General features: G+C 45.5%; 26 protein-coding genes. 17 read left to right on the forward strand and 9 right to left on the reverse strand.

Features of this window, described 5'->3' with window-relative positions; genetic code table 11:
- Positions 1-22: 22 nt before the first annotated feature.
- From mscS to epd, 4 genes are all read right to left on the reverse strand, one after another.
- The gene (mscS, locus tag OCV50_RS12230) at positions 23-898 is read right to left on the reverse strand and encodes a small-conductance mechanosensitive channel MscS (protein WP_239841259.1); all 876 of its coding nucleotides are present in this window, start codon (positions 896-898) and stop codon (positions 23-25) included.
- Between the two features lie 368 nt (positions 899-1,266).
- On the reverse strand, positions 1,267-2,343 hold the full coding sequence (gene fbaA, locus OCV50_RS12235) for a class II fructose-bisphosphate aldolase (protein WP_239841260.1): 1,077 nt from the start codon (positions 2,341-2,343) through the stop codon (positions 1,267-1,269).
- A gap of 152 nt (positions 2,344-2,495) precedes the next feature.
- A complete protein-coding gene (locus OCV50_RS12240; protein ID WP_239841261.1) occupies positions 2,496-3,659 on the reverse strand; it encodes a phosphoglycerate kinase in 1,164 nt (387 codons plus the stop codon).
- 151 nt (positions 3,660-3,810) lie between these two features.
- Positions 3,811-4,845 carry an erythrose-4-phosphate dehydrogenase gene (gene epd, locus OCV50_RS12245; protein WP_261903169.1) on the reverse strand — a complete coding sequence of 345 codons (1,035 nt, stop codon included), beginning with the start codon at positions 4,843-4,845 and terminating at the stop codon, positions 3,811-3,813.
- A gap of 200 nt (positions 4,846-5,045) precedes the next feature.
- Between epd and OCV50_RS12250 the strand changes: the two genes are divergently transcribed.
- Positions 5,046-5,282, forward strand: a complete 237-nt coding sequence (locus tag OCV50_RS12250) for a hypothetical protein (protein WP_261903170.1) — start codon at positions 5,046-5,048, stop codon at positions 5,280-5,282.
- Between the two features lie 93 nt (positions 5,283-5,375).
- Here the strand turns inward: OCV50_RS12250 and tkt are convergent, their stop codons facing one another.
- Positions 5,376-7,370: a transketolase gene (gene tkt, locus OCV50_RS12255; protein ID WP_239841264.1), complete on the reverse strand. Its 1,995-nt coding sequence runs from the start codon at positions 7,368-7,370 to the stop codon at positions 5,376-5,378.
- A gap of 347 nt (positions 7,371-7,717) precedes the next feature.
- Here tkt and metK point away from each other — a divergent pair, with 347 nt between their 5' ends.
- From metK to OCV50_RS12300, 9 genes are all read left to right on the forward strand, one after another.
- Positions 7,718-8,872: a methionine adenosyltransferase gene (gene metK, locus OCV50_RS12260; protein WP_239841265.1), complete on the forward strand. Its 1,155-nt coding sequence runs from the start codon at positions 7,718-7,720 to the stop codon at positions 8,870-8,872.
- A 355-nt stretch (positions 8,873-9,227) separates the two neighbouring features.
- Complete coding sequence (locus OCV50_RS12265) at positions 9,228-10,025, forward strand: DUF2189 domain-containing protein (RefSeq protein ID WP_239841266.1); 798 nt, start codon at positions 9,228-9,230, stop codon at positions 10,023-10,025.
- A gap of 77 nt (positions 10,026-10,102) precedes the next feature.
- Positions 10,103-10,606, forward strand: a complete 504-nt coding sequence (locus OCV50_RS12270; protein ID WP_261903171.1) for a SprT family zinc-dependent metalloprotease — start codon at positions 10,103-10,105, stop codon at positions 10,604-10,606.
- Between the two features lie 90 nt (positions 10,607-10,696).
- Positions 10,697-11,428 (forward strand): endonuclease, encoded by a 732-nt coding sequence (locus OCV50_RS12275; RefSeq protein ID WP_261903172.1) that lies wholly within the window; start codon positions 10,697-10,699, stop codon positions 11,426-11,428.
- A 148-nt stretch (positions 11,429-11,576) separates the two neighbouring features.
- Entirely contained in the window at positions 11,577-12,308 is a 732-nt protein-coding gene (rsmE, locus tag OCV50_RS12280) for a 16S rRNA (uracil(1498)-N(3))-methyltransferase (RefSeq protein ID WP_261903173.1), read from the forward strand.
- 13 nt (positions 12,309-12,321) lie between these two features.
- On the forward strand, positions 12,322-13,272 hold the full coding sequence (gene gshB / locus OCV50_RS12285) for a glutathione synthase (protein ID WP_261903174.1): 951 nt from the start codon (positions 12,322-12,324) through the stop codon (positions 13,270-13,272).
- Between the two features lie 94 nt (positions 13,273-13,366).
- Positions 13,367-13,930 carry a YqgE/AlgH family protein gene (locus OCV50_RS12290; protein ID WP_239841272.1) on the forward strand — a complete coding sequence of 188 codons (564 nt, stop codon included), beginning with the start codon at positions 13,367-13,369 and terminating at the stop codon, positions 13,928-13,930.
- A gap of 31 nt (positions 13,931-13,961) precedes the next feature.
- Positions 13,962-14,384: a Holliday junction resolvase RuvX gene (gene ruvX / locus OCV50_RS12295; RefSeq protein ID WP_261903175.1), complete on the forward strand. Its 423-nt coding sequence runs from the start codon at positions 13,962-13,964 to the stop codon at positions 14,382-14,384.
- Between the two features lie 96 nt (positions 14,385-14,480).
- A complete protein-coding gene (locus tag OCV50_RS12300) occupies positions 14,481-14,639 on the forward strand; it encodes a hypothetical protein (protein ID WP_239841274.1) in 159 nt (52 codons plus the stop codon).
- Positions 14,640-14,694: 55 nt separating this feature from the next.
- On the opposite strand, the gene OCV50_RS12305 is transcribed toward OCV50_RS12300, so the two are convergent.
- Positions 14,695-15,804 carry a PilT/PilU family type 4a pilus ATPase gene (locus OCV50_RS12305; RefSeq protein ID WP_261903176.1) on the reverse strand — a complete coding sequence of 370 codons (1,110 nt, stop codon included), beginning with the start codon at positions 15,802-15,804 and terminating at the stop codon, positions 14,695-14,697.
- Positions 15,805-15,819: 15 nt separating this feature from the next.
- Positions 15,820-16,857 (reverse strand): type IV pilus twitching motility protein PilT, encoded by a 1,038-nt coding sequence (locus OCV50_RS12310; protein WP_239841276.1) that lies wholly within the window; start codon positions 16,855-16,857, stop codon positions 15,820-15,822.
- Between the two features lie 26 nt (positions 16,858-16,883).
- Here OCV50_RS12310 and OCV50_RS12315 point away from each other — a divergent pair, with 26 nt between their 5' ends.
- The 7 genes from OCV50_RS12315 to hemW are packed head-to-tail and all read left to right on the forward strand — an operon-like array spanning position 16,884 to position 21,651.
- A complete protein-coding gene (locus tag OCV50_RS12315) occupies positions 16,884-17,588 on the forward strand; it encodes a YggS family pyridoxal phosphate-dependent enzyme (protein ID WP_239841277.1) in 705 nt (234 codons plus the stop codon).
- Between the two features lie 57 nt (positions 17,589-17,645).
- On the forward strand, positions 17,646-18,464 hold the full coding sequence (proC, locus tag OCV50_RS12320; protein ID WP_261903177.1) for a pyrroline-5-carboxylate reductase: 819 nt from the start codon (positions 17,646-17,648) through the stop codon (positions 18,462-18,464).
- A 54-nt stretch (positions 18,465-18,518) separates the two neighbouring features.
- Complete coding sequence (locus OCV50_RS12325; RefSeq protein ID WP_239841279.1) at positions 18,519-19,076, forward strand: YggT family protein; 558 nt, start codon at positions 18,519-18,521, stop codon at positions 19,074-19,076.
- A complete protein-coding gene (yggU, locus tag OCV50_RS12330) occupies positions 19,076-19,366 on the forward strand; it encodes a DUF167 family protein YggU (RefSeq protein ID WP_239841280.1) in 291 nt (96 codons plus the stop codon). Before OCV50_RS12325 ends, yggU begins: the two co-directional genes overlap by 1 nt.
- A gap of 28 nt (positions 19,367-19,394) precedes the next feature.
- A complete protein-coding gene (locus OCV50_RS12335) occupies positions 19,395-19,826 on the forward strand; it encodes a DUF4426 domain-containing protein (RefSeq protein ID WP_032549854.1) in 432 nt (143 codons plus the stop codon).
- 38 nt (positions 19,827-19,864) lie between these two features.
- Positions 19,865-20,464: an XTP/dITP diphosphatase gene (locus OCV50_RS12340; RefSeq protein ID WP_239841281.1), complete on the forward strand. Its 600-nt coding sequence runs from the start codon at positions 19,865-19,867 to the stop codon at positions 20,462-20,464.
- Positions 20,464-21,651, forward strand: a complete 1,188-nt coding sequence (gene hemW / locus OCV50_RS12345; protein WP_261903178.1) for a radical SAM family heme chaperone HemW — start codon at positions 20,464-20,466, stop codon at positions 21,649-21,651. The genes OCV50_RS12340 and hemW overlap by 1 nt, the downstream gene beginning before the upstream one ends.
- A 200-nt stretch (positions 21,652-21,851) precedes the next feature.
- Here hemW and glsB read toward each other — a convergent pair whose 3' ends face one another.
- Positions 21,852-22,772, reverse strand: a complete 921-nt coding sequence (gene glsB / locus OCV50_RS12350; RefSeq protein ID WP_150869313.1) for a glutaminase B — start codon at positions 22,770-22,772, stop codon at positions 21,852-21,854.
- 165 nt (positions 22,773-22,937) lie between these two features.
- Positions 22,938-23,657 (reverse strand): tRNA (guanosine(46)-N7)-methyltransferase TrmB, encoded by a 720-nt coding sequence (gene trmB, locus OCV50_RS12355; RefSeq protein ID WP_261903179.1) that lies wholly within the window; start codon positions 23,655-23,657, stop codon positions 22,938-22,940.
- Positions 23,658-23,675: the final 18 nt, after the last annotated feature.

A 23,675-nucleotide genomic window follows, 5' to 3' on the forward strand; every position in this document is an offset into this window, starting at 1 on the left:
TTTAATACTCTAAGCTAAAACGTTATGCTTCAACTTTATTGAGATGCACATCCATTTGTGGGAATGGGATCTCGATACCTTCTTTATCCAAGCCTTCTTTGATTGCTTGCATAAGGTCGAAGTAAACACTCCAGTAATCAGCTGTCTTAACCCATGGGCGAACCACGAAGTTAACTGAAGAGTCCGCCAGTGTATGAACACCAACTTGAACACCAGGCTCTTTCAATACTCGCTCATCTGATTCACAGATCTTAGTCAACAGCTCTTTTGTCTGTTGAAGGTTAGCACCATAAGAAACACCAATCATCAAATCAACACGGCGCGTTGCATGACGCGAGTAGTTAGTGATTGGGCTACCGATAACGCTGCCGTTTGGTACCACAACCATCTTATTATCTGGTGTTGTCAGTACAGTTTGGAAAATCTGAATAGAATCTACAGAGCCTGCAACACCACCAATCTCAACGTAGTCGCCAGACTTGAATGGACGGAACGCAACAATCAGTACACCCGCAGCAAAGTTAGATAGTGAGCCTTGAAGTGCAAGACCAATCGCTAGACCTGCCGCACCAATAACTGCAACGACAGAAGCTGTTTGAACACCCACACGACCTAATGCGGCAATCAGAACAATTACGAATAACAGGTAACGAACAAGACCATGAATAAATTCGATAACGGCTTTGTCCATTTTCTTCTTATGAAGAACTTTAGAAACGCTATTGGCTACACCTTTTACGATCAAGTTACCAATAAACAGAATCAAAAGAGCAGAAATAATATTCACACCATATTGAATCAATAGGTCAGAATTATTTGTTAACCACTGTTCTGCGTGAGACAACGTATCCACAATTGGAGTTTCAATTGTTGCCATTTCTTCAGCCATAACGAGCATCCTCTATAAAATATGCTAAAAGCTAAACTGCCTTAAGCTACAAAAACCCAACGCCAAGCAGAGATAAAGAAGCTCTCGCAATAAGCATTCAGTCGAAGGGAGTAACCAGGTCCTTTCTATAAAACGGGGTCAGACCCAATTTTTCGGCACGATATCCTATCTTTGACAGATTGCAAAGTCATATTTATGTAAGCTTTTGAATAAAGGAAACTTACGCATAAACACAAATACCGATACTTAAAAGACTACGAAATTTATTCACCATTCGCTAGAGTTTTTACATAATTCATACAAGTTTTTATCACATACAAAAAAACCCGCTCAATGAGCGGGTTTTCAAAACGTTAGCTGTACTTAATTCAAAAGAATTATAGTACGTCTACAGCGTTAAGGTCAGCGAATGCTTTCTCAAGACGAGTAACCATAGAAGCTTGACCAGCACGTAGCCATACGCGTGGATCGTAGTACTTCTTGTTTGGCGCATCTTCGCCAGTTGGGTTACCAATTTGACCTTGTAGGAACTCACGGTTTTCCGCTTCGTATGCACGGATACCATCCCATGTAGCCCACTGTGTATCAGTATCGATGTTCATTTTGATAACACCGTAGCCGATAGACTCTTGGATTTCAGCTTCAGTAGAACCAGAACCACCGTGGAATACGAAGTTTAGAGCGTTAGGTGCGATACCGAACTTCTCTGCACAGTATGCTTGAGAGTCACGTAGGATAGTTGGAGTTAGAACAACGTTACCTGGCTTGTATACACCGTGTACGTTACCGAAAGATGCTGCGATAGTGAAACGTGGGCTAACAGCGCTTAGTTTCTCGTATGCGTATGCAACGTCTTCTGGAGAAGTGTAAAGCTCAGATGCGTCCATATCAGAGTTATCAACGCCGTCTTCTTCACCACCAGTACAACCAAGTTCGATCTCGATTGTCATGTTCATTTTAGCCATGCGCTCTAGGTACTTAGCACATGTTTCGATGTTCTCTTCTAGAGACTCTTCAGAAAGGTCTAGCATGTGAGAAGAGAATAGAGGCTTACCAGTTTGAGCGAAGAACTCTTCACCAGCGTCTAGTAGACCGTCGATCCATGGAAGAAGTTTCTTAGCCGCGTGGTCAGTATGCAGGATAACTGGAACACCGTAAGCTTCAGCTACAGCGTGTACGTATTTAGCACCAGCTACAGCACCAAGGATTTGAGCGCCTTGACCTTCAAGTTTAACGCCTTTACCTGCGAAGAAAGCAGCACCGCCGTTAGAGAACTGAACAACAACTGGAGACTTAACTTTAGCAGCTGCTTCTAGTACTGCGTTTACAGAGTCAGTACCAACAACGTTTACTGCTGGAAGAGCAAATTTGTTTTCTTTTGCTACTTCAAATACTTTCTGTACGTCATCGCCAGAAATTACACCAGGTTTTACAAAATCGAAGATCTTAGACATGGAAATAGTCCTATTTATTCTATCGTTTTAAGATTAAAAAACTTAAGTTTAAAAACTTGCAAACGTTTGCTCACAACTTATGCCATTCTAGCAAAAAAGTGTGACGTGCAGCAAACGTTAAAGGCGGGTGTAATCACCCGCCTTCATATTCATTACGCCTTAGCGCGCTCTTCTAGCATAGCAACTGCTGGAAGTACTTTACCTTCAACAAACTCAAGGAAAGCACCGCCGCCAGTAGAGATGTAAGAAACGTCAGCTTTGATACCGAACTTGTCGATAGCTGCTAGCGTGTCACCACCACCTGCTACAGAGAAACCTGCAGACTCAGCGATTGCTTTAGAGATACCTGCTGTACCCGCTTCGAAGTTCTTGAATTCGAATACGCCTACAGGGCCGTTCCAAAGGATAGTTTTAGCGTTGCCGATGATTTCAGCTAGAGCCGCTGTTGATTCTGGACCTAGGTCGAAGATCATGTCGTCGTCTGCAACTTCAGAAACGTGCTTGATTTCAGCTTCAGCGTTTTCGTCGAATGCTTTTGCACATGCTACGTCAGTTGCAACTGGGATAGCACACTCTTTCATTAGCTTCTGAGCTGTTTCAACTAGGTCTGCTTCGTATAGAGACTTGCCTACGTTGTGGCCTTCAGCAGCGATGAACGTGTTCGCGATACCACCACCAACAACAAGTTGGTCAGCAACTTTAGATAGAGACTCAAGAACAGTCAGTTTAGTAGATACTTTAGAACCACCAACGATAGCAACTAGTGGACGCTCTGGGTTATCCATTGCTTTACCTAGCGCTTCTAGTTCAGCAGCAAGAAGAGGACCAGCACATGCTACAGGAGCGTGAGTACCAACACCGTGAGTAGATGCTTGTGCACGGTGAGCCGTACCGAATGCATCCATTACGAAGATGTCACAAAGAGATGCGTACTGCTTAGACAGTTCTTCTTCGTTCTTCTTCTCGCCTTTGTTAAAGCGAACGTTTTCTAGAACAACAAGCTCACCAGCGTTCAGCTCTAGGCCGTTTAGGTAATCTTTAGCTAGTTTAACGTCACACTCTAGAGCGTCGTTTAGGTAGTTAACTACAGGTTGTAGAGAGAACTCTTCGTTGTACTCGCCTTCCGTTGGGCGACCAAGGTGTGAAGTAACCATTACTTTTGCACCAGCTTCTAGACAAAGCTTGATAGTTGGTAGAGATGCAAGGATACGAGCATCTGAAGTTACTTTACCGTCTTTTACTGGTACGTTTAGGTCAGCACGGATAAATACGCGTTTACCTGCTAGTTCCAGGTCAGTCATCTTGATCACAGACATGATTTGTCCTCTCAAATTTAAATAAATATAAAGTTTTGGAAACTCAGCAACCCTGCTAAGCCTATAAATTCTTCAACTGGTCATAATATGTGGATACTTGGCATTTATTTCAAGCTTAAAAATAAATAATCCGCATATTTGCTTCCGGGCCTTACTTCTCGCCTTCAGAAGCTTGCATTGCAAGTACCGTATCCAGCATTCGGTTTGCAAAGCCCCATTCGTTATCACACCACACTAGCATTTTTACTAAGTGGCCGTTGCTCACTCTGGTTTGAGTACCATCCACAATCGCGCTATGGGGATCGTGATTAAAGTCGATGGATACGAGCGGCGCTTCAGTATAGTCAACGATGTTGTGTAATGTACACTGAGATGCGTTAACAATGGTTTGATTTACGTCATTAACTTTCACATTCGTATTAATTGTGACACTTAAATCCATTGCTGTAACGTTAACCGTTGGTACTCGCACAGAAATCGCTTCAAACTTGTTAGAAAATTTCGGAAAGATTCGCTCAATACCTTTATGAAGTTTGGTATCAACCGGAATAATTGATTGGCTCGCAGCACGAGTACGACGTAAGTCCGAATGGTAAGCATCAATCACTTGTTGGTCATTCATCGACGAGTGAATCGTGGTGATGGTGCCAGAATCGATACCAAACGCCTCATCAAGAACCTTGATGATAGGTACGATACAGTTTGTGGTACAAGAACCATTGGAAACAATGCGGTCACTGGCTTTGATGGTGTCATGGTTAACGCCATAAATAATGGTGTTATCGAGGTCGTTCGCACCTGGGTGTGAGAACAGTACCTTTTTAGCGCCAGCTTCGATATGAGCGAGACCATCGGCTCGGCAACCATACACACCGGTACAATCAAGCACGATATCCACTTCAAGATCGCGCCAAGGAAGCAGGTCAATTTCAGCTAAATGGAGAATGCGAACAGTATCAATTTCACCACTGTCATGATGAATATAAATATGCTCTTGATCGTTTGAGATCCTTTTGCCGAAACGGCCATGACTGGTGTCGTATTGAAGCAGATGAGCCATAGCATCAGGTTGTGCTAACTCATTAACTGCGACGACTTTGATTTGTTGGCTTTTGCCACTTTCATACAGCGCTCTTAGAACATTGCGCCCTATTCTTCCAAATCCGTTGATTGCGACTTTTAGCATAGTTCCATACATCTAACCAAAATTTCGTGCAACAGATGATAACTGAATCCTACCTAAAAGGCATTAGTTGAGTGATCTAACTCGCTAAAAATAATTGATAGCAACCATCAATAACAAGCTATCAATATACTGATAGTGAAAATGAGCTAGTCAAACCTGCGGCTGTTTCTCCTCTCGTTTTTCAACCAAAGGGAAAGGTTATGTCTGGATATCCAGCGACTCATTTTTGTAAAACGTGCAACCAAGAGACACCTCACAGTGAGATACTTGTTCGCCAACCCAGCCATTATGACGTAGATAAAACATGGCTAGGCAAAGTGAAATTATTTGCCCACTCCATTATCAATGGTGGTCACTACTACAACATGGATCGCTACGTGACATGTAAAGTATGTGGGACCAAAGAGCGGGATAACTGGGGAAATGAGTTCGAGTAACCTACTTTCGTTGCACTCAATAAAAAAACCGAGCTATTAAAGCTCGGTTTTCTATTTTCACATCAGCAGCAAGGCTTCAGTGAGAGACTCAAATTAAGCTAGAAGCTCTTGAGCTGTGCTTACTACGTTTTCAGTTGTGAAGCCGAACATCTTGAACAGTTCACCCGCTGGCGCAGATTCACCAAATGTTGTCATACCGATGATGCGACCGTCGAAGCCAACATACTTGTACCAGAAGTCAGCAATACCCGCTTCGATAGCGATACGTGCTGTTACGTCTGATGGTAGAACTTCTTCACGGTAGGCTGCGTCTTGCTTGTCAAATGCATCTGTTGATGGCATTGAAACAACGCGTACTTTCTTACCTTCTGCTGTTAGCTGTGCTGCTGCTTCTACTGCTAGCTCAACCTCAGAACCTGTTGCGATAAGGATAAGCTCTGGCTTGCCTTCGCAATCTTTCAGGATGTAAGCACCTTTCGCGATGTTAGCAACCTGCTCTGCATCACGTGGTTGCTGTGCAAGGTTTTGACGAGAGAAGATTAGAGATGTTGGTGCATCTTTACGCTCAATCGCTAGTTTCCAAGCCACTGCAGACTCAACCTGGTCACATGGACGCCATGTGCTCATGTTTGGAGTCAGACGTAGAGAAGCCATTTGCTCAACTGGTTGGTGAGTTGGGCCGTCTTCGCCAAGACCGATAGAGTCGTGCGTGTAAACTTGGATGTTCTGAACTTTCATCAGAGCAGCCATACGCATCGCATTACGTGCGTACTCCATGAACATTAGGAATGTTGCGCCGTAAGGAACGAAACCACCGTGCAGAGCGATACCGTTCATGATCGCTGTCATACCAAATTCACGAACACCGTAGTGAATGTAGTTACCAGAGAAGTCATTCGCTTCAAGAGACTTAGAACCAGACCACATAGTTAGGTTAGAAGGTGCTAGATCAGCAGAGCCACCCATGAATTCTGGTAGCATTTGACCAAACGCTTCTAGTGCATTTTGAGACGCTTTACGTGATGCGATGTCAGCAGGGTTTGCTTGAAGATCAGCAATGATTGCGTTTGCTTTCTCTTCCCACTCAGCTGGTAGTTCGCCATTTAGACGACGCTTAAGCTCTGCAGCTTCTGCAGGGTAAGCCGCTGCATATGCTTCAAACTTCGCGTTCCAAGCTGCTTCTTTCTCAGCGCCCGCTTCTTTTGCATCCCATTCAGCGTAGATGTCTGCAGGAACTTCAAATGGACCGTGAGCCCAGCCTAGAGCTTCTTTGGTCGCTGCGATTTCGTCATGACCTAGTGGTGCACCGTGACAGTCGTGAGAACCAGACTTGTTTGGAGAACCAAAACCGATGATAGTTTTAGTACAGATGAGCGTAGGGCGTGGATCTGCTTTCGCTGCAACGATAGCTGCGTTGATCGCTTCTAGATCGTGGCCATCTACAGCAGGGATTACGTGCCAGCCGTATGCTTCAAAACGCTTAGGCGTGTCGTCCGAGAACCAACCTTCAACTTCACCGTCGATAGAGATGCCGTTGTCATCCCAGAAAGCGATAAGCTTACCAAGACCTAGCGTACCTGCTAGAGAACATGCTTCGTGAGAGATACCTTCCATCAGACAGCCATCACCCATGAATGCATAAGTGAAGTGGTCAACGATGTCGTGGCCTTCTTTGTTGAACTGCGCAGCCAGTGCTTTCTCAGCCATCGCCATACCAACTGCGTTAGTGATGCCTTGGCCTAGAGGGCCAGTCGTTGTTTCGATACCCGGTGCGTAACCGTACTCTGGGTGACCTGGAGTCTTAGAGTGCAATTGACGGAAGTTCTTAAGATCTTCGATAGATAGCTCATAACCGCTTAGGTGAAGCAGAGAGTAAATCAGCATTGAGCCGTGGCCGTTTGACAATACAAAACGGTCGCGGTCTGCCCACTCTGGATTTGCTGGGTTGTGGTTCAAGTGACCACGCCAAAGAACTTCAGCGATGTCAGCCATACCCATAGGTGCGCCTGGGTGGCCTGAATTAGCTTGTTGAACACCGTCCATACTAAGTGCGCGGATTGCATTTGCGAGATCTTTACGAGAAGGCATGTCTGCTCCTGAGTGCATAAGCGATTTGAAAAATGAGAAATAATTGCTAGTTATTAGCGCGGTTATTCTCTCAAACGGCCATGGCGACTGCAAACGTTTTACTGAGGTTTTCAATGTCAGTTTTCGCACTTTTGCAACATTTCCCTCGTTTTTAACGGGCTGGCACAAATGAGAAAGCAATCGTTTGGTTATGACATATCATAAAAAAGAGCTTGTAATTCGACCGTTGGAATTTAGAATAGACGTCTAGATGTAGAAACACCTACAGAAATTATTGAATTTAATCTCGGCGCAGCCTCTGCGACGCAGATAGAAACTTTGCACCTAATACTAAAAGTGGAGCTCTCATGGCTAAGCACCTTTTCACTTCTGAATCTGTTTCAGAAGGCCATCCAGATAAAATTGCAGACCAAATCTCTGATGCTGTTCTTGATGCCATCTTAGAACAGGATCCAAAAGCACGTGTTGCTTGTGAGACATACGTGAAAACGGGCATGGTTATGGTTGGCGGTGAAGTAACAACGTCTGCATGGGTTGATATCGAAGAGATCACTCGTGAAACAGTTCGTGAAATTGGTTACGTTCATTCTGACATGGGCTTTGATGCTGACTCTTGTGCAGTACTAAACACAATTGGTAAGCAGTCTCCAGACATCAACCAAGGTGTTGATAAAGCAGACCCTAAAGAGCAAGGCGCAGGCGACCAAGGTATCATGTTTGGTTACGCAACAAACGAAACTGAAATCCTAATGCCAGCTCCAATTACTTACTCTCACCTACTTGTTAAGAAGCAAGCTGAAGTTCGTAAGAGCGGTAAACTAGACTTCCTTCGTCCAGATGCGAAATCACAAGTTACTTTCCAGTACGACCAAGGCAAGATCGTTGGTATCGACGCTGTTGTTCTTTCAACTCAACACTGTGATTCAGTAACAACACCGGATCTACGTGAAGCAGTAATGGAAGAGATCATCAAGCCAGTACTGCCTTCTGAGTGGATCAACAAAGACACTAACTTCTTCATCAACCCAACAGGCCGTTTTGTAATCGGTGGTCCAATGGGTGACTGTGGTCTAACAGGTCGTAAGATCATCGTTGATACCTACGGCGGCGCAGCTCGTCACGGTGGCGGTGCATTCTCTGGTAAAGATCCATCAAAGGTTGACCGTTCTGCAGCTTACGCAGCTCGTTACGTTGCGAAGAACATCGTTGCAGCTGGCATGGCTGATCGTTGTGAAATCCAACTGTCTTACGCTATCGGTGTTGCTGATCCAACGTCTATCATGGTGGAGACTTTCGGTACTGAAAAAGTATCTCACGACATCATTATTGAAGCCGTTCGTCAAAACTTCGACCTACGTCCATACGGTCTTCAAGAGATGCTGAACCTTCTTCAACCAATCTACAAGCAGACTGCAGCATACGGTCACTTTGGTCGTGAAGAGTTCCCATGGGAAGCAACAGATAAAGCAGCAATCTTAGCTGACTTCGCTGGTCTAAAATAATTTAGCACCACGTAAAAAATTTCCAAAAGCCCTTACTCTTTAGTAAGGGCTTTATTTTTATACAGTTACCTCAAATCACCCGCCTTATTTCATCAACTTCTCTGCTTAACCCCCACTCAAAAACACCCTGGATAATTTGTGTTTTTTGATAGTAGTGACAATAGTTAAAGTACTCCTAGGCGATCAAGCTCACATTTGGTGCAACAACTGGTTAGGTTACACCCCGTTAGGAAACACGAGACAACTCTCTAGGACATGCTATTTCAATAACAACTCGACCAAGATGACTCGCTGCCATCCGCAGTGAGGAAACACAAGGTTGAATCTAGGACGTTATTTTAACTAAGGGGAAGTTATGCCTCGTACCGCAAATCCATCCGACTTTAAAAAAGACAAGAATAGAGTGAGTGACAGTGAATACGCTCGCACTATTCCATGTAACCAAGTCAGTATTTCCGCTCCTTTTCATTGGCTGTCGCTCGCACTGCACGACCTAGTACGTATGCCGATGATCAGCGCGTTTTATGGCTTATGTTTTATGGCCGCTGCCGTTGCAATTGTTCAGCTTGTTCAATGGCAAGGCACGCATCTAGTGGTGATGCCAAGCTTAATTGTCTACATGCTAATCGGTCCATTCTTGGCGCTCGGCTTATACGATGCTAGCTGGGAAAGAGAAAAGGGACACAACGCTAGCCTATTCCATTCGATGAAGGCCATCACACGCAACTCTACACACCAATGGGCATTTGCCATTGTATTAATGGTGGCTATGATTTTCTGGATGAGAATCGCTGCACTGCTACATGCGCTCTACCCATCGGTTCAGGGCGCACCGCTAACTGAGTTTGCACCATTCTTAATCACGGGGTCAGTAGTAGGCTTTGTGATTGCTAGTCTTATTTTCAGCATCTCGGCCTTTTCAATCCCATTAATGATGGAGCGTCGAGTTGACGTAATGAGTGCGATATTCACTAGTTTTAACGCGGTGAAATCTAACCTACCCGCCATGGTAGTCTGGGCTGCCATCATTTGTGGCGGTATCTTGATTGGGTTTGCCACTTATGGCGTGGGTATGATCGTGACTATGCCGCTACTCGGCTACGGTACGTGGCACGCTTATCATGAGACCATCAAGAAAAAGCATCACATGTAATGCCTGACCTCAATCAGGAGCAATGATAGGATAAGACCTTAGCATCGAGCTAAGGTCTTTTGTTTGGAGTTTCATCTTTGTCGTCTTACAGTCCATTGCATCACCGTGCCAACAAGAAATTGGCTGAGTGTATTCACACCGCAAACTCACACTTCTCTCGCCAATTTCCAATACCAAAGCTGACCTATCAAGTGCGCGGTAAGGCTGCCGGCAAAGCCTACTTACAACTCAACGAAATACGCCTCAACTCAGTGCTGTTCAATGAAAACCCTGACGCTTTCATTGATGAAGTGATTCCTCACGAGATCGCCCATCTAGTCACTCATCAAGTCTTTGGCCGTGTAAAGCCACATGGGAAAGAGTGGAAGTTCGTTATGGAGCAGGTATTCAAGGTACCAGCAAAGACCACACACAGCTTTTCAATCGCTTCAGTACAAGGCAAAACGTTCGAATATCGTTGTGACTGTACTCTCTATCCTTTAACCATCCGTCGCCACAATAAAGTGCAACGAAGTCAAGCTAGCTACCGCTGTCAGCAATGCAAACAGCTTTTAACTTTCACTGGTACACAGCTCAGCTAGGCGTAATAAACGCTGAGATAAAATGTAATAGAGAAAAGTGTCATTTGAGTGCTAGACTGATAATTATCATACTTTTATCAGTCTTTTTATATGAAAAAACCACCTTCAAAAGCATTTGGCCTATCGGTGTCTTTTTGCCTTTCTATACTATTTGGCCTACTGGTAACCCAAAGCGTTTTCGCCGCTCCCCCAAGCTCATTTTCTAAAGCAAAACGAGAAGCCGTAAAGATCTATCTAGACCACCCAACTTCCTTCTATTGTGGCTGTGACATTACTTGGAAAGACAAAAAGAAAGGGATTCCAGAGCTTGAGGGCTGTGGTTACGAAGTAAGAAAGCAGCAGAAAAGAGCTTCTCGTATTGAATGGGAACATGTGGTCCCTGCATGGCAATTCGGCCACCAGCGTCAGTGTTGGCAAAATGGTGGTCGTAAGAACTGCACCCGTAATGACAAGGTTTTCAAATCAATGGAGGCGGATCTTCATAACCTAACGCCTGCGATTGGTGAAGTGAACGGTGATCGCTCCAACTACAATTTCAGTCAATGGAATGGCACTGATGGGGTGAGCTATGGGCAATGCGAGATGCAGGTTAACTTCAAGCAGCGTAAGGTTATGCCACCAGACAGAGCAAAAGGTTCAATTGCTCGTACCTACCTCTATATGAGCCAAGAATACGGTTTCAAACTTTCTAAGCAACAAACTAACTTGATGATGGCGTGGAATAAGCAATTCCCCGTCGATGAGTGGGAGTGTACTCGCGACGAACGCATTTTCCGCATTCAAGGCAACCATAACCCGTTCGTTTACGAGAGCTGTAAGTAACCCTACTCACCTGTTTTAATCTTTGTTCTAGACACCAGAATTTCATATTGCCTTGAAACTCTGGTATCACCCTTGTTTTTTCTTCATTGCGCATCCATGTTAGGCTGAGATACTAAACCCCAGATAAACTATTTACAGGTCAACCAACATGAGAATCCCTCGAATTCACCACCCTGAACCCATTCATCAATTAGGTTCTCTTGCACTTGGCGAGGATGCTGCGGGGCATGTTGGACGAGTATTGCGCATGAAAGAGGGTCAAGAAGTTCTACTTTTTGACGGCAGCGGCGCTGAGTTTCCGGCTGAAATCACCGAAGTCTCGAAGAAGAATGTGACGGTTAACGTGACAGAGCGTGTCGAGCGTAGCAGTGAGTCACCACTCGACCTGCATCTTGGTCAAGTTATCTCTCGCGGCGATAAGATGGAGTTCACCATCCAAAAATCGGTTGAGCTTGGCGTCAACACCATTACCCCACTTATCTCTGAACGATGTGGTGTGAAGCTTGATGCAAAACGCTTCGAGAAAAAGCTGGCGCAATGGCAGAAGATTGCGATTGCAGCCTGCGAACAGTGTGGGCGCAATACCGTACCAGTAATCCGCCCAATCATGCAGCTTGAAGAGTGGTGTAGTGAGCCAAGCGAAGCGCTTAAGCTGAATCTGCACCCTAGAGCAAAGTACTCAATTAACACATTGCCAGAGCCTATCAACAAGGTTCGCCTACTCATTGGCCCAGAGGGTGGATTGTCAGCTGAAGAGATCAGCATGACAGAAGAATACAAATTTGAAGAGACGCTACTCGGTCCGCGCGTACTGCGTACAGAGACAGCGGCTCTAACTGCAATTACAGCTTTACAAGTTCGTTTCGGCGATCTTGGTTAAACGGAGAAAAATAATGATCAAACTCGGTATTGTGATGGACCCAATCTCGTCCATCAACATCAAAAAAGACTCTAGCTTTGCCATGATGCTTGAAGCGCAACGCCGCGGCTACGAAATCCACTACATGGAGATGAATGATCTTCACCTCGATCAAGGCGTCGCAATTGCAGATACAAAAGTCGTTGAGCTAAAAGAAGATCCAAACGGCTGGTATGAGTTCAAATCAGAACAAACGATCGCTTTGTCTGATTTAGATGCGGTTCTAATGCGTAAGGATCCTCCGTTTGATACAGAATACATCTACGCAACTTACATTCTCGAGCGTGCCGAAGAAAACGGTGCACTCATTGTAAACAAACCGCAAAGCCTTCGTGACTGTAACGAAAAACTATTCACAGCATGGTTCCCAGAGCTAACTCCAACGACGATCGTAACGCGCAAAGCAGAAAAGATTAAAGAGTTCCGTGAGAAACATGGCGATGTGATCCTTAAGCCTCTTGATGGTATGGGTGGTGCGTCGATCTTCCGCGTTAAAGAAGGTGATCCAAACGTCTCAGTGATCATCGAGACGCTGACTAACCACGGTCAAAACTACGCAATGGCGCAAACTTTCGTTCCAGACATCAGCAATGGTGATAAGCGCATTCTTGTGGTTGATGGCGAGCCGATGCCTTACTGCTTAGCACGTATCCCAGCGAAGGGCGAAACTCGCGGTAACCTAGCTGCTGGCGGTACCGGTGAAGCTCGTCCTCTTAGCGAAACCGACTGGGAAATTGCTAAAGCCGTCGCTCCAACTCTGAAAGAGAAAGGTCTTATTTTTGTTGGCCTTGATGTGATTGGTGATAAGCTAACAGAGATCAACGTAACCAGCCCTACCTGTATTCGCGAAATTGAAGGTGCCTTCGATATCTCAATCACAGGTAAGCTAATGGATGCGATTGAGCGCCGCATTAGCGCAAAATAACCTAAGCTAATAATTAGACAATAATATTAGCTGACAGAGTTAGCATGAGAGCGGCGACCAAGCCGCTCCGTTTCCCTTTAGAGCAGGAGGTACTATGAATCTCACTAACCATTTTCTGGTCGCAATGCCTGGAATGAAAGATCCTTACTTCCAAAACTCAGTGATCTACCTTTGTGAACACAACGACGAAGGCGCGATGGGGTTGATGATTAACGCCCCTATTAATGTCACTGTAGGCAATATGCTCAAGCAAGTTGAAATCGACGCAACTCAGCCTAAGTTGAACCAAGCTAGCTTAGACAAACCCGTCTTAAGTGGCGGCCCAGTTGCCGAAGATAGAGGCTTTATCCTGCATAAGCCCAGCGGCAATTACCAATCCAGTATCAGCATGACGGATCAGCTATCTGTCACAACATCACGCGATATTCTGACGGTTCTGGGCACTGAAGATGAACCTCAACATTACCTTGTCGCTTTAGGTTATGCTGGTTGGGAACCGGGGCAGCTAGAGACTGAACTGACAGAAAACTCTTGGCTTACCGTTGAGGCCGATCCTAAAGTCATTTTTGACACCCCTATCGCAGAACGTTGGAAGGTTGCCGTACAGATGCTCGGTATCAACGCAGCACAACTGTCTGCTGAATCTGGTCACGCATAACCTTTATCCATCTCATCAATTTGGAAACACTATGTCACGTACAATTATGGCATTCGATTACGGTACAAAAAGTATCGGTAGCGCTATTGGTCAAGAAATTACTGGGACAGCCAGCCCACTAAAAGCCTTCAAAGCAAAAGATGGCATCCCAAACTGGGACGATATCGAAAAGCAGATTAAAGAGTGGCAACCTAACCTGATTGTTGTTGGGTACCCGACCGACCTTCATGGTAAAGAACTAGAGACCATTACCCCACGAGCAAAGAAATTTGCTAACCGCCTCAAGGGCCGTTTTGGGGTCGATGTTGAATTACATGATGAAAGACTTTCTACGGCTGAGGCTCGCTCGGAGCTGTTTGATATGGGCGGCTATAAGGCGCTGAGTAAGGGAAATGTCGATAACCAGTCTGCTGTCGTCATTCTAGAAAGCTGGTTTGAAGCACAATATTCTTAGTAAAAATTAAGTGGTCGATAATTCGACCTTTTTATGATCTCACTCTTAACTCATGACGTAGTACTGGTGCTATTCATAGTCAAAGTGGGAGTTCATATGAAGATTTTTCTCGTTGTCTTTGCCGCTCTAACAATCTCTGCTTGCAGCTCATTAACTAGCTCAGCAGGCTACAGCGGTAATCAGTACCCTGAAAAAATAAAGCTTGAGAAAGAGAGAGGCTATTCCTCTGACAACCGCAGCTCTTTGCACAACTAAGTTTTCTCAAGTGAAAGGATTATAAAGCCCTGGACTCGTTCAGGGCTTTTGTTATTTATCCCATATCAATCTTAACACCAGCCAAGGATCCGCTGCCGTAGTCATCGTCACCACGCTGAGTTTTCAGCATCAAGCGTAGGTCGTTTGCAGAATCAGCACTGTGGAATGCATCCTCTTCACTGATTTTCCCTGCTACGACTAAGTCATATAAAGCTTGGTCAAAAGTCTGCATGCCGATCTCTTTTGATTTGGCCATCGTTGCTTTGAGCTCATGCAAATCACCACGACGAATCAGATCAGATACACGTGGGCTGTTGAGTAAGATCTCAAACACACCATGACGACCACTGCCATTTTTATCACGAATTAACTGCTGAGCGACGACACCCCGTAGGTTCATCGACAGGTCGAACAAGAACTGCTCTTTTTGCTCTTTAGGGACCAAGTGAAGAATACGTTCTAACGCTTGGTTAGCATTGTTGGCGTGCAATGTGGCCATACAAAGATGACCCGTTTCAGCAAAGGTCATCGCGTATTCCATGGTTTCACGGCTTCGAATTTCACCAATCAAGATCATATCTGGCGCTTGACGTAACGAGTTCTTCAGTGCCACCTCATAGCTTTCAGTATCTAAGCCCACCTCACGCTGGGTGACAATGCACTTCTTATGCTCATGCACAAACTCAATTGGGTCTTCTACCGTGAGGATATGACCAGAGCGATTGCTATTACGGTAGCCTGTCATTGCTGCCATAGACGTCGACTTACCAGAGCCTGTTGCACCAACCACCAGCACAAGACCGCGTTTAGCGATGGAGAGATCTTGCAGAACATCAGGGAGCTTTAATTGCTCAAAGGTTGGAATATTCGTTTCAATGCGACGAATCACGGCTCCTGGTAGCTCTCTTTGAAAGAAAGCACTGACACGAAAGCGACCACTGTCTCGAACAATAGCAAAGTTTGCCTCGCGCGTTTGACGGTACTCGTCACGTCGTTCTTGATCCATCATTGCATCAAGAAGCTGTGACACTTGAATCGCGTTGAGCACTTCACCTTGCGGGCGCAACTCACCATCGACACGAAACAGCACAGGTGCATCAACCGTAATATAAAGATCGGACGCTTTTTGTGACAGCATGCCTTCGAGGATCTGATTTAATTCCATGTTCGATACCCTTGACTAAAACAGCGCTGTTTCGATTTCAATTTTCTTTTGGACCTCTTCTGAGTCAACCACTCCCTGAGCAATCAACTGTTTCGCGTTTTGCTCCATGGTCTGCATGCCGTGTGCAGCACCTGTTTGAATGATCGAGTACATCTGAGCGACTTTGTCCTCACGAATCAAGTTACGGATTGCTGGCGTTGCCATCATGATTTCATGACAAGCGACACGCCCACCGCCTACTCGCTTCAATAACTTCTGAGCAATCACCGAGCGTAAAGATTCAGAAAGCATAGAGCGCACCATGTCCTTATCGCTGCCAGGGAAGACATCAATAATACGGTCAATGGTTTTAGCCGCAGAGCTCGTATGCAGCGTGCCAAAAACTAGGTGACCAGTTTCGGCTGCGGTCAACGCTAAGCTGATGGTCTCTTGGTCACGCAGCTCGCCGACCAAGATAACATCTGGGTCTTCACGTAGGGCGCTTCGAAGAGCCGCTTTAAAGCTGTGAGTATCACGATGAACTTCACGCTGGTTCACAAGACACTTGTTGTTGGTGTGAACAAATTCGATAGGGTCTTCAATGGTAAGGATGTGTTTGTTGTAGTTACGGTTTACATAATCAACCATCGCCGCCAGTGTCGTTGACTTACCCGACCCCGTTGGACCTGTAACTAACACCAAGCCTTTCTCAAAATTAGCGATCTTTTCAAAGATATCAGGAGCGCCTAACTGCTCCAGTGTTGGGATTTCAACAGGGATGGTTCGAAATACCGCAGAACAACCGCGCGATTGGTTAAACGCATTCACACGAAAGCGACCAACATTCGGTAGCTCAAATGAAAAATCGACTTCTAGCTTCTCTTCGAACTCACTGCGCTGTGAATCGTTCATGATCTCAAAAACCAAACGATGAACATCAGCATGACTCAAAGCCGGTATTCCAAGCTTCCTAACTTCACCATCTATACGTACCATTGGAGATACACCCGCAGAAAGATGTAGATCTGACGCGTTATGCTTTACACTAAAATCCAGTAACTCAGTGATATCCATTTATTTTCCCTTAAGTAAAGTCAGCTATGAGTAGTATTCAACAAAATATCGAGCAAATCACCTCGCAGATTCGAACTGCAGAGAAAAAATGTGGCCGAACTCCAGAGTCGGTGCAACTTTTAGCCGTTAGTAAAACAAAACCGAATGACGCGATCCTTGAAGCGGCACTCGGTGGACAGGTTGCCTTTGGTGAAAACTACGTTCAAGAAGGTGTCGATAAAGTAAAACACTTTTCAGAACAACATTCTAACCTTAATTTAGAGTGGCATTTTATTGGACCAATTCAATCTAATAAAACGCGACCAATTGCAGAAAACTTCCAGTGGGTGCACTCCATTGAGCGCGATAAGATTGCCCAACGCTTAAACGATCAACGTCCTGCTAATCTAGAACCACTACAAGTACTGATTCAGGTTAATACCAGTGGTGAAGATTCAAAATCAGGCACCGATGAAGAATCAGTTTTTGCACTCGCAGAGTTGATTTCATCACTTCCAAACCTCACTTTAAGAGGGTTGATGTCAATTCCTGCTAACGTGTCAGATTATGAGTCACAGCTTGCTGCATTTAACCAGCTATCAAGCTTGCAGCAGAAACTGAGCTCAAAGTATGACAACATTGATACGCTCTCCATGGGAATGAGTGGAGATATGGAAGCAGCAGTTGAAGCAGGAAGCACCATGGTACGTATCGGTACAGCAATATTTGGTGCACGTAACTACGCAAAATAGAATTAATCGTTTTATCTCATCAGCGTTCAACTGGTGATGAAGCTCAGGATTGCATATATGGAACATAAGAACATCGCCTTTATCGGCGCAGGCAACATGGTACGTTCTATCGTGGCTGGTTTAGTCGCGAGTGGTTACCCAGCCGATAAGATTACCGCAACAGCACCATCAGAAACGCGCAGAGTGCCACTGGAAAAAGATTACGGTATCAATACAACCAGTAACAATATCGACGCAGCCACGCAGGCTGACGTAGTGGTACTCTCTGTAAAGCCACAAATGATGGAAGAAGCGTGTAAGCCACTGCAGCAGGTCGATTTTAGCAACAAGCTTGTTATCTCCATTGCGGCGGGCATCAACGCAGCTCGATTTGATGAAATGCTAGACTCTTCGTTAAGCCTTGTTCGAGTAATGCCAAACACGCCATCGCTCGTCGGTAAAGGCATGAGCGGTTTGTTTGCCAATGCTAAAGCCACTGAAGACGATAAAACCTTTGCTGCGCAGCTTATGCAGGCAGTCGGCAAAGTCACTTGGGTTGAGCAAGAGTCTGGAATTAACAATATCATTGCTGCCGCGGGTAGTGCTCCAGCTTACTTCTTCCTATTTATGGAAGCGATGCAAGCAGAAGCCACCAAGCAAGGCTTTGCACCTGAAACTGCACGCCAATTAGTTCAGCAATCCGCACTCGGTGCAGCAGAGATGGTGGTAGCAAACCCAGACACTGAGCTTTCTACATTGCGTGAACAAGTCACATCTAAAGGTGGAACGACAGCAGAAGCTTTGCGCACCTTTAATGAAAATCACCTATCAGAGATTGTGGCCAAAGCGATGCAAGCTGCGGTTGCAAGAGCTGAAGAGATGGAAAAACTATTTTAAGAACAGCATAGCGATCACTGGATCGCTATGAATTACTCCGAAAAAGGAACCTATATGAACTCGATGAGCTTCTTGATCTCGACCGTTTTTGATCTCTATATCATGGTGGTGATCTTACGTATTTGGTTACAAGCATCACGCGCCGATTTCTACAACCCATTCTCACAATTCATCGTAAAAGCCACTCAGCCAGTTGTTGCGCCGCTGCGTCGTGTCATTCCGTCTATCGGTAGCATCGATATGGCGACGGTGTTATTTGCCTACGCACTTTGTGTACTTAAGTTTGTAGCGCTGAATCTGATCATCTCAGGTGGTGCGGCCGTATTTGATATCAGCTTCCTAATATTTGGGGCGCTGTCATTGCTGAAAGCGGCGGGTGGTTTGCTGTTCTGGGTACTACTGATTCGCGCAATCCTGAGCTGGGTTAGCCAAGGCCGTAGCCCAATTGAATATGTGTTTCATCAACTAACAGAGCCTATGCTAATCCCAATCCGCCGAATTCTTCCTGACATGGGCGGTTTCGACCTAAGTGTACTGGTTCTGTTTATTGTGCTGCAGTTTGCTAACTTCTTGATGGGTGACCTAGTTGGCCCTATCTGGTTCCAACTATAATGTCAGTAGCCGTCTGGAGAGAGGAAGACGACATTCTTCTGCGGCTCTACATCCAACCCAAGGCAAGTCGAGACAAAATCATCGGCTTGCACGGTGAAGAGTTAAAAATCGCCATCACAGCACCGCCTGTTGATGGCAAAGCCAATGCCCATTTAGCCAAGTATCTGTCGAAGCAATTTAAAGTCGCGAAAGGGCTGGTTAAGATCGAAAAGGGCGAGCTAGGAAGACATAAACAAGTTCGAATATGTTCTCCTAGCCAAATACCAAACGAAATTAAAGCCATCTTGTGATGGCTTTTTGCTATTTATTGGAGTCACTATGCGTTTATGGATTACAGCACTACTTACAAGCTTGATTGCTCTGCCAACGTGGGCAGGCCAGTTCAAAAACATCAAAGATGTTGAGGTGCATTACTCTGCATTCAACTCAACATTCCTAACCGCTCAGGTTGCTAAACAGTACCAGTTAAAACGAAATGGCTACTCAGCTATCCTAAACATCAGCATTCTAGATACCTCTGCACTAGGCAAACCCGCTACGACTGCTAAAATCTCTGGAACGGCAAGAAACTTAGTCGGCAATACTCGAACTCTAGAGTTTCGTGAGATCAAAGAAGGCGATGCGATTTACTATCTCGCAGAGTTTCCAATCACACACGAAGAGAACATCACGTTTGATATCGATGTAAACTCTGGCCTCAAAGGCGCAGGTCCGCTTCGTTTTACCCAAAAGTTTTATGTTGAAGAGTAATCTCTTCACTTCCACTATTTCAATTTAGAGTTACCCCAATGAATAAGATCGTTCTAGCTACAGGCAATCAAGGCAAAGTTCGCGAGATGGCAGATCTTCTGTCTGACTTCGGCTTTGAAGTTCTCGCACAAAGCGAATTCAACGTGTCTGAAGTTGCAGAAACCGGAACTACTTTCATCGAAAATGCGATCATCAAAGCGCGTCATGCCGCCAAAGAAACAGGGCTTGCAGCCATTGCGGATGACTCAGGTCTAGAAGTTGATTACCTAAAAGGTGCGCCGGGCATCTACTCGGCACGCTACGCTGGTGAAGACGCATCAGACCAAGAAAACCTAGAGAAGCTTCTAAAGGCGATGGAAGGTGTGCCAGAAGCCGAACGTACAGCTCGTTTCCACTGCGTATTGGTATTGATGCGTCATGAGAACGATCCAACGCCTATCGTTTGTCATGGTAAGTGGGAAGGTCGCATCCTAACGGAAGCGCATGGTGATAATGGTTTCGGTTACGACCCAATCTTCTTCGTACCTGAAGATAACTGCGCATCAGCGGAACTTGAACCAACACGCAAAAAACAGCTCTCTCACCGTGGTAAAGCGTTGGCTACTCTATTCAAAACGCTGAAAGAGCAAGCTCAGTAATGAGTCAAACCACATTGATTCCACCAGCACTTAGTCTGTATGTACACATCCCATGGTGTGTACAGAAGTGCCCATATTGCGACTTTAACTCGCACGCTCTTAAAGCCGATATACCGGAGAACGAGTATATCGATGCTCTGCTTGAGGATCTTGATACTGATATTGAAAGGTATCACCTCAATCAGTCACCGAGACCTCTGCACTCAATTTTCATTGGTGGTGGAACACCTAGCTTATTCTCACCTCAAGGTATCGAAAGAATACTTAAAGGGGTTGAACAACGCATCCCTTTTAAAGCTGATATTGAGATCACCATGGAGGCAAACCCTGGCACTATCGAAGCTGAACGCTTTGCGGGTTACCGAGAGGCTGGCGTCACGCGCATTTCCGTCGGCGTTCAAAGCTTTGAGCAAGAAAAGTTAGAACGACTAGGGCGTATTCATGGCCAAGATGAAGCAGTCAACGCTGCGCACCTTGCACATAAGATCGGTCTAAACAGCTTTAATCTCGATCTTATGCATGGTTTACCGGATCAAAGCATTGAACAGGCGCTAGCGGATCTTGATAAGGCGATTGAACTCGATCCGCCGCATCTATCTTGGTATCAGCTGACCATAGAACCAAACACCATGTTCTACTACAAGCCACCTACGCTGCCAGACGATGATGACCTTTGGGATATCTTTGAACTGGGGCATAAGAAGCTTGCGGAAGCCGGTTATGTGCAATACGAGATCTCAGGCTACAGTAAGCCCGGATTCCAGTGTCAGCACAACCTCAACTACTGGCGCTTTGGTGACTACCTCGGCATTGGTTGTGGCTCTCACGGTAAGCTGAGCTTTAACGATGGAAGAATCGTACGTACCACTAAGGTTAAACATCCTAGAGGCTATCTTGCAGCGTACCAGAACCTCGCGAAGCCTTATCTTTCGGATGAGTTTGAGGTTGCTAATGAAGATAGACCATTCGAATTCTTTATGAACCGTTTCCGCTTAATGGAAGCATGTCCGAAACAAGACTTCTTAGATACCACTGGTTTGGGTTTTGAAGCCGTTCAAGAGACCATAGATTGGGCTGTAGGCTTAGGCTATCTGCAAGAGACAGAGACGCACTGGCAGATCACCGAAAAAGGAAAGTTATTCCTAAACGATTTGTTGGAAGCGTTTATGGCGGAAGAAGACGAGTAATTCGAGATTCGAGATTCGAGATTCGAGATTCGAGATTCGAGATTCGAGATTCGAGATTCGAGATTCGAGATTCGAGATTCGAGATTCGAGAAAAATGATGGAAGGGTTGGCTTTAGGGTCAACCCTTTTTATTGTAAGAACCTTCTCGAAGCGAAGTGCTCTATAGGACGAAGTCCGTACTCGCATCTCGCATCTTTCTTCTAAAAAATCGAGCGACCAATACGCTCTGAAAGCAGCTCGAGAGCTTTAGTACCAGCCAATGAGTTACCAGAGGGATCAAGCTCTGGAGACCACACCGCAATCGTCATCTCACCCGGTACAATAGCGATAATACCTCCGCCTACTCCAGATTTACCCGGCATGCCAACGCGATATGCAAATTCCCCTGCCCCATCGTAGAGGCCACAAGTCGCCAGTAACGCATTTAACTGTTTTGTTTGGGTTGGCGTAATCACCTGCTTTTGAGTCTGCACAGAGGTACCTTTGTTCGCCAGATAGCTAAAGGTCTTCGCCAAGTCAACGCAGGTCATTTTCAGCGCACAAGCATGGAAGTAGTTGTTCAATACCGGAATCACTTCATTGTCGAAGTTACCAAACGCTCTCATCAAGTAAGCAATCGCCGCATTTCGATCACTGTGCATCATTTCTGAAGCCGCAACGACCTTGTCGTAGACAATATGCGTATCACCAGAAAGCTGACGTACAAATTCTAATAAGCGTTGTCTTGGTGCAGAGAGGCGACTGTGCAATAAGTCAGAAACCACAATGGCTCCCGCATTAATAAACGGGTTACGCGGAATGCCTTGCTCCATCTCAAGCTGAATCATTGAGTTGAACGCTTGCCCCGATGGTTCTTTGCCTACACGCTGCCAAATTTCTTCTGGCTTATAAAGCACCATGGCTAAGGTCAAGCTCAGTGCTTTAGAGATAGATTGAATAGAAAACGCTTCTTCCGCGTCTCCCGCTTGAATCACTTCACCTTCATTGGTGTAAACGGCAATAGCAAGCTTTTGATTCGAGACTTTGGCCAGAGCCGGAATGTAATCAGCCACTTTCCCTTGGCCAATTAAAGGGCGAACTTCTTCTAGAATCTCCGCCAGAATAGCTTGTGTCGGTTTCATGCTTGTGTACTTCTGTATTGTTATTCTTGTAGGGCTGGCGTGTCACACCATTTATTCATCAGCTAAGGACAAAAAAGCCAACATTACAACAATGTTGGCTTTAATCAATACTACAAAGTGTAGGGACAATAGCTCAGCGACTGAGCTCATTCACTCTGCTTTGAATTACTTAGTACGCTTGTACTTAATATCCCAAACACCGTGACCTAAACGGTGGCCACGAGCTTCAAACTTAGTTAGTGGACGCTCATCTGGACGAGGAATAAAATCACCCTCTTCTGCCATGTTTTCGAAGCCTGGTGCTGCGTTCATCACTTCGATCATATGCTCTGCGTAGTTTTCCCAGTCAGTCGCCATATGGAAGATACCCGTTTCAAGGTGTAGCTTCGCACGAACCATCTCTGCAAATTCAGCTTTAACAATACGACGCTTGTGGTGACGCGCTTTGTGCCATGGGTCTGGGAAGAATAGCTGTAGCGTATGAAGGCTGCTATCTGGGATCATGTGCTCAAATACTTCAACCGCATCGTGACACATCACGCGTAGGTTAGTTACGCCAGCGTCGCGCGCAGTACCAAGACACGCACCTACACCAGGGCTGTGAACTTCGATACCTAAGAAGTTTTTCTCTGGCGCGTTCTTCGCCATTTCAACCAGTGATGCACCCATACCAAAGCCGATCTCTAGTACTACAGGGTTATCGTTACCGAAAACTTCTTTCCAATCTAGAAGTTCTGGGTTGTAGTCGATACCCATAGTTGGCCAACACTCGTTCATCGCGTTCTCTTGGCCTTTGGTTAAGCGGCCTTCGCGGCGAACAAAGCTGCGGATCTTACGAACCAGTTTGCCGTCTTCAGTATATTCGTTAGTGGTCACTTCACTCATTGATTTTTGCCTGCACAT

The organism is Vibrio fortis, assembly GCF_024347475.1.
Lineage (GTDB): Bacteria > Pseudomonadota > Gammaproteobacteria > Enterobacterales > Vibrionaceae > Vibrio > Vibrio fortis.

Bases quoted from the DNA above. Each gene is read 5' to 3' on its own strand.
- mscS (WP_239841259.1), bottom strand. From the start codon at position 898: ATGCTCGTTATGGCTGAAGAAATGGCAACAATTGAAACTCCAATTGTG.
- fbaA (WP_239841260.1), bottom strand. From the start codon at position 2,343: ATGTCTAAGATCTTCGATTTTGTAAAACCTGGTGTAATTTCTGGCGAT.
- OCV50_RS12240 (WP_239841261.1), bottom strand. From the start codon at position 3,659: ATGTCTGTGATCAAGATGACTGACCTGGAACTAGCAGGTAAACGCGTA.
- epd (WP_261903169.1), bottom strand. From the start codon at position 4,845: ATGCTAAAAGTCGCAATCAACGGATTTGGAAGAATAGGGCGCAATGTT.
- OCV50_RS12250 (WP_261903170.1), top strand. From the start codon at position 5,046: ATGTCTGGATATCCAGCGACTCATTTTTGTAAAACGTGCAACCAAGAG.
- tkt (WP_239841264.1), bottom strand. From the start codon at position 7,370: ATGCCTTCTCGTAAAGATCTCGCAAATGCAATCCGCGCACTTAGTATG.
- metK (WP_239841265.1), top strand. From the start codon at position 7,718: ATGGCTAAGCACCTTTTCACTTCTGAATCTGTTTCAGAAGGCCATCCA.
- OCV50_RS12265 (WP_239841266.1), top strand. From the start codon at position 9,228: ATGCCTCGTACCGCAAATCCATCCGACTTTAAAAAAGACAAGAATAGA.
- OCV50_RS12275 (WP_261903172.1), top strand. From the start codon at position 10,697: ATGAAAAAACCACCTTCAAAAGCATTTGGCCTATCGGTGTCTTTTTGC.
- rsmE (WP_261903173.1), top strand. From the start codon at position 11,577: ATGAGAATCCCTCGAATTCACCACCCTGAACCCATTCATCAATTAGGT.
- gshB (WP_261903174.1), top strand. From the start codon at position 12,322: ATGATCAAACTCGGTATTGTGATGGACCCAATCTCGTCCATCAACATC.
- OCV50_RS12290 (WP_239841272.1), top strand. From the start codon at position 13,367: ATGAATCTCACTAACCATTTTCTGGTCGCAATGCCTGGAATGAAAGAT.
- ruvX (WP_261903175.1), top strand. From the start codon at position 13,962: ATGTCACGTACAATTATGGCATTCGATTACGGTACAAAAAGTATCGGT.
- OCV50_RS12300 (WP_239841274.1), top strand. From the start codon at position 14,481: ATGAAGATTTTTCTCGTTGTCTTTGCCGCTCTAACAATCTCTGCTTGC.
- OCV50_RS12305 (WP_261903176.1), bottom strand. From the start codon at position 15,804: ATGGAATTAAATCAGATCCTCGAAGGCATGCTGTCACAAAAAGCGTCC.
- OCV50_RS12310 (WP_239841276.1), bottom strand. From the start codon at position 16,857: ATGGATATCACTGAGTTACTGGATTTTAGTGTAAAGCATAACGCGTCA.
- OCV50_RS12315 (WP_239841277.1), top strand. From the start codon at position 16,884: ATGAGTAGTATTCAACAAAATATCGAGCAAATCACCTCGCAGATTCGA.
- proC (WP_261903177.1), top strand. From the start codon at position 17,646: ATGGAACATAAGAACATCGCCTTTATCGGCGCAGGCAACATGGTACGT.
- OCV50_RS12325 (WP_239841279.1), top strand. From the start codon at position 18,519: ATGAACTCGATGAGCTTCTTGATCTCGACCGTTTTTGATCTCTATATC.
- yggU (WP_239841280.1), top strand. From the start codon at position 19,076: ATGTCAGTAGCCGTCTGGAGAGAGGAAGACGACATTCTTCTGCGGCTC.
- OCV50_RS12335 (WP_032549854.1), top strand. From the start codon at position 19,395: ATGCGTTTATGGATTACAGCACTACTTACAAGCTTGATTGCTCTGCCA.
- OCV50_RS12340 (WP_239841281.1), top strand. From the start codon at position 19,865: ATGAATAAGATCGTTCTAGCTACAGGCAATCAAGGCAAAGTTCGCGAG.
- hemW (WP_261903178.1), top strand. From the start codon at position 20,464: ATGAGTCAAACCACATTGATTCCACCAGCACTTAGTCTGTATGTACAC.
- glsB (WP_150869313.1), bottom strand. From the start codon at position 22,772: ATGAAACCGACACAAGCTATTCTGGCGGAGATTCTAGAAGAAGTTCGC.
- trmB (WP_261903179.1), bottom strand. From the start codon at position 23,657: ATGAGTGAAGTGACCACTAACGAATATACTGAAGACGGCAAACTGGTT.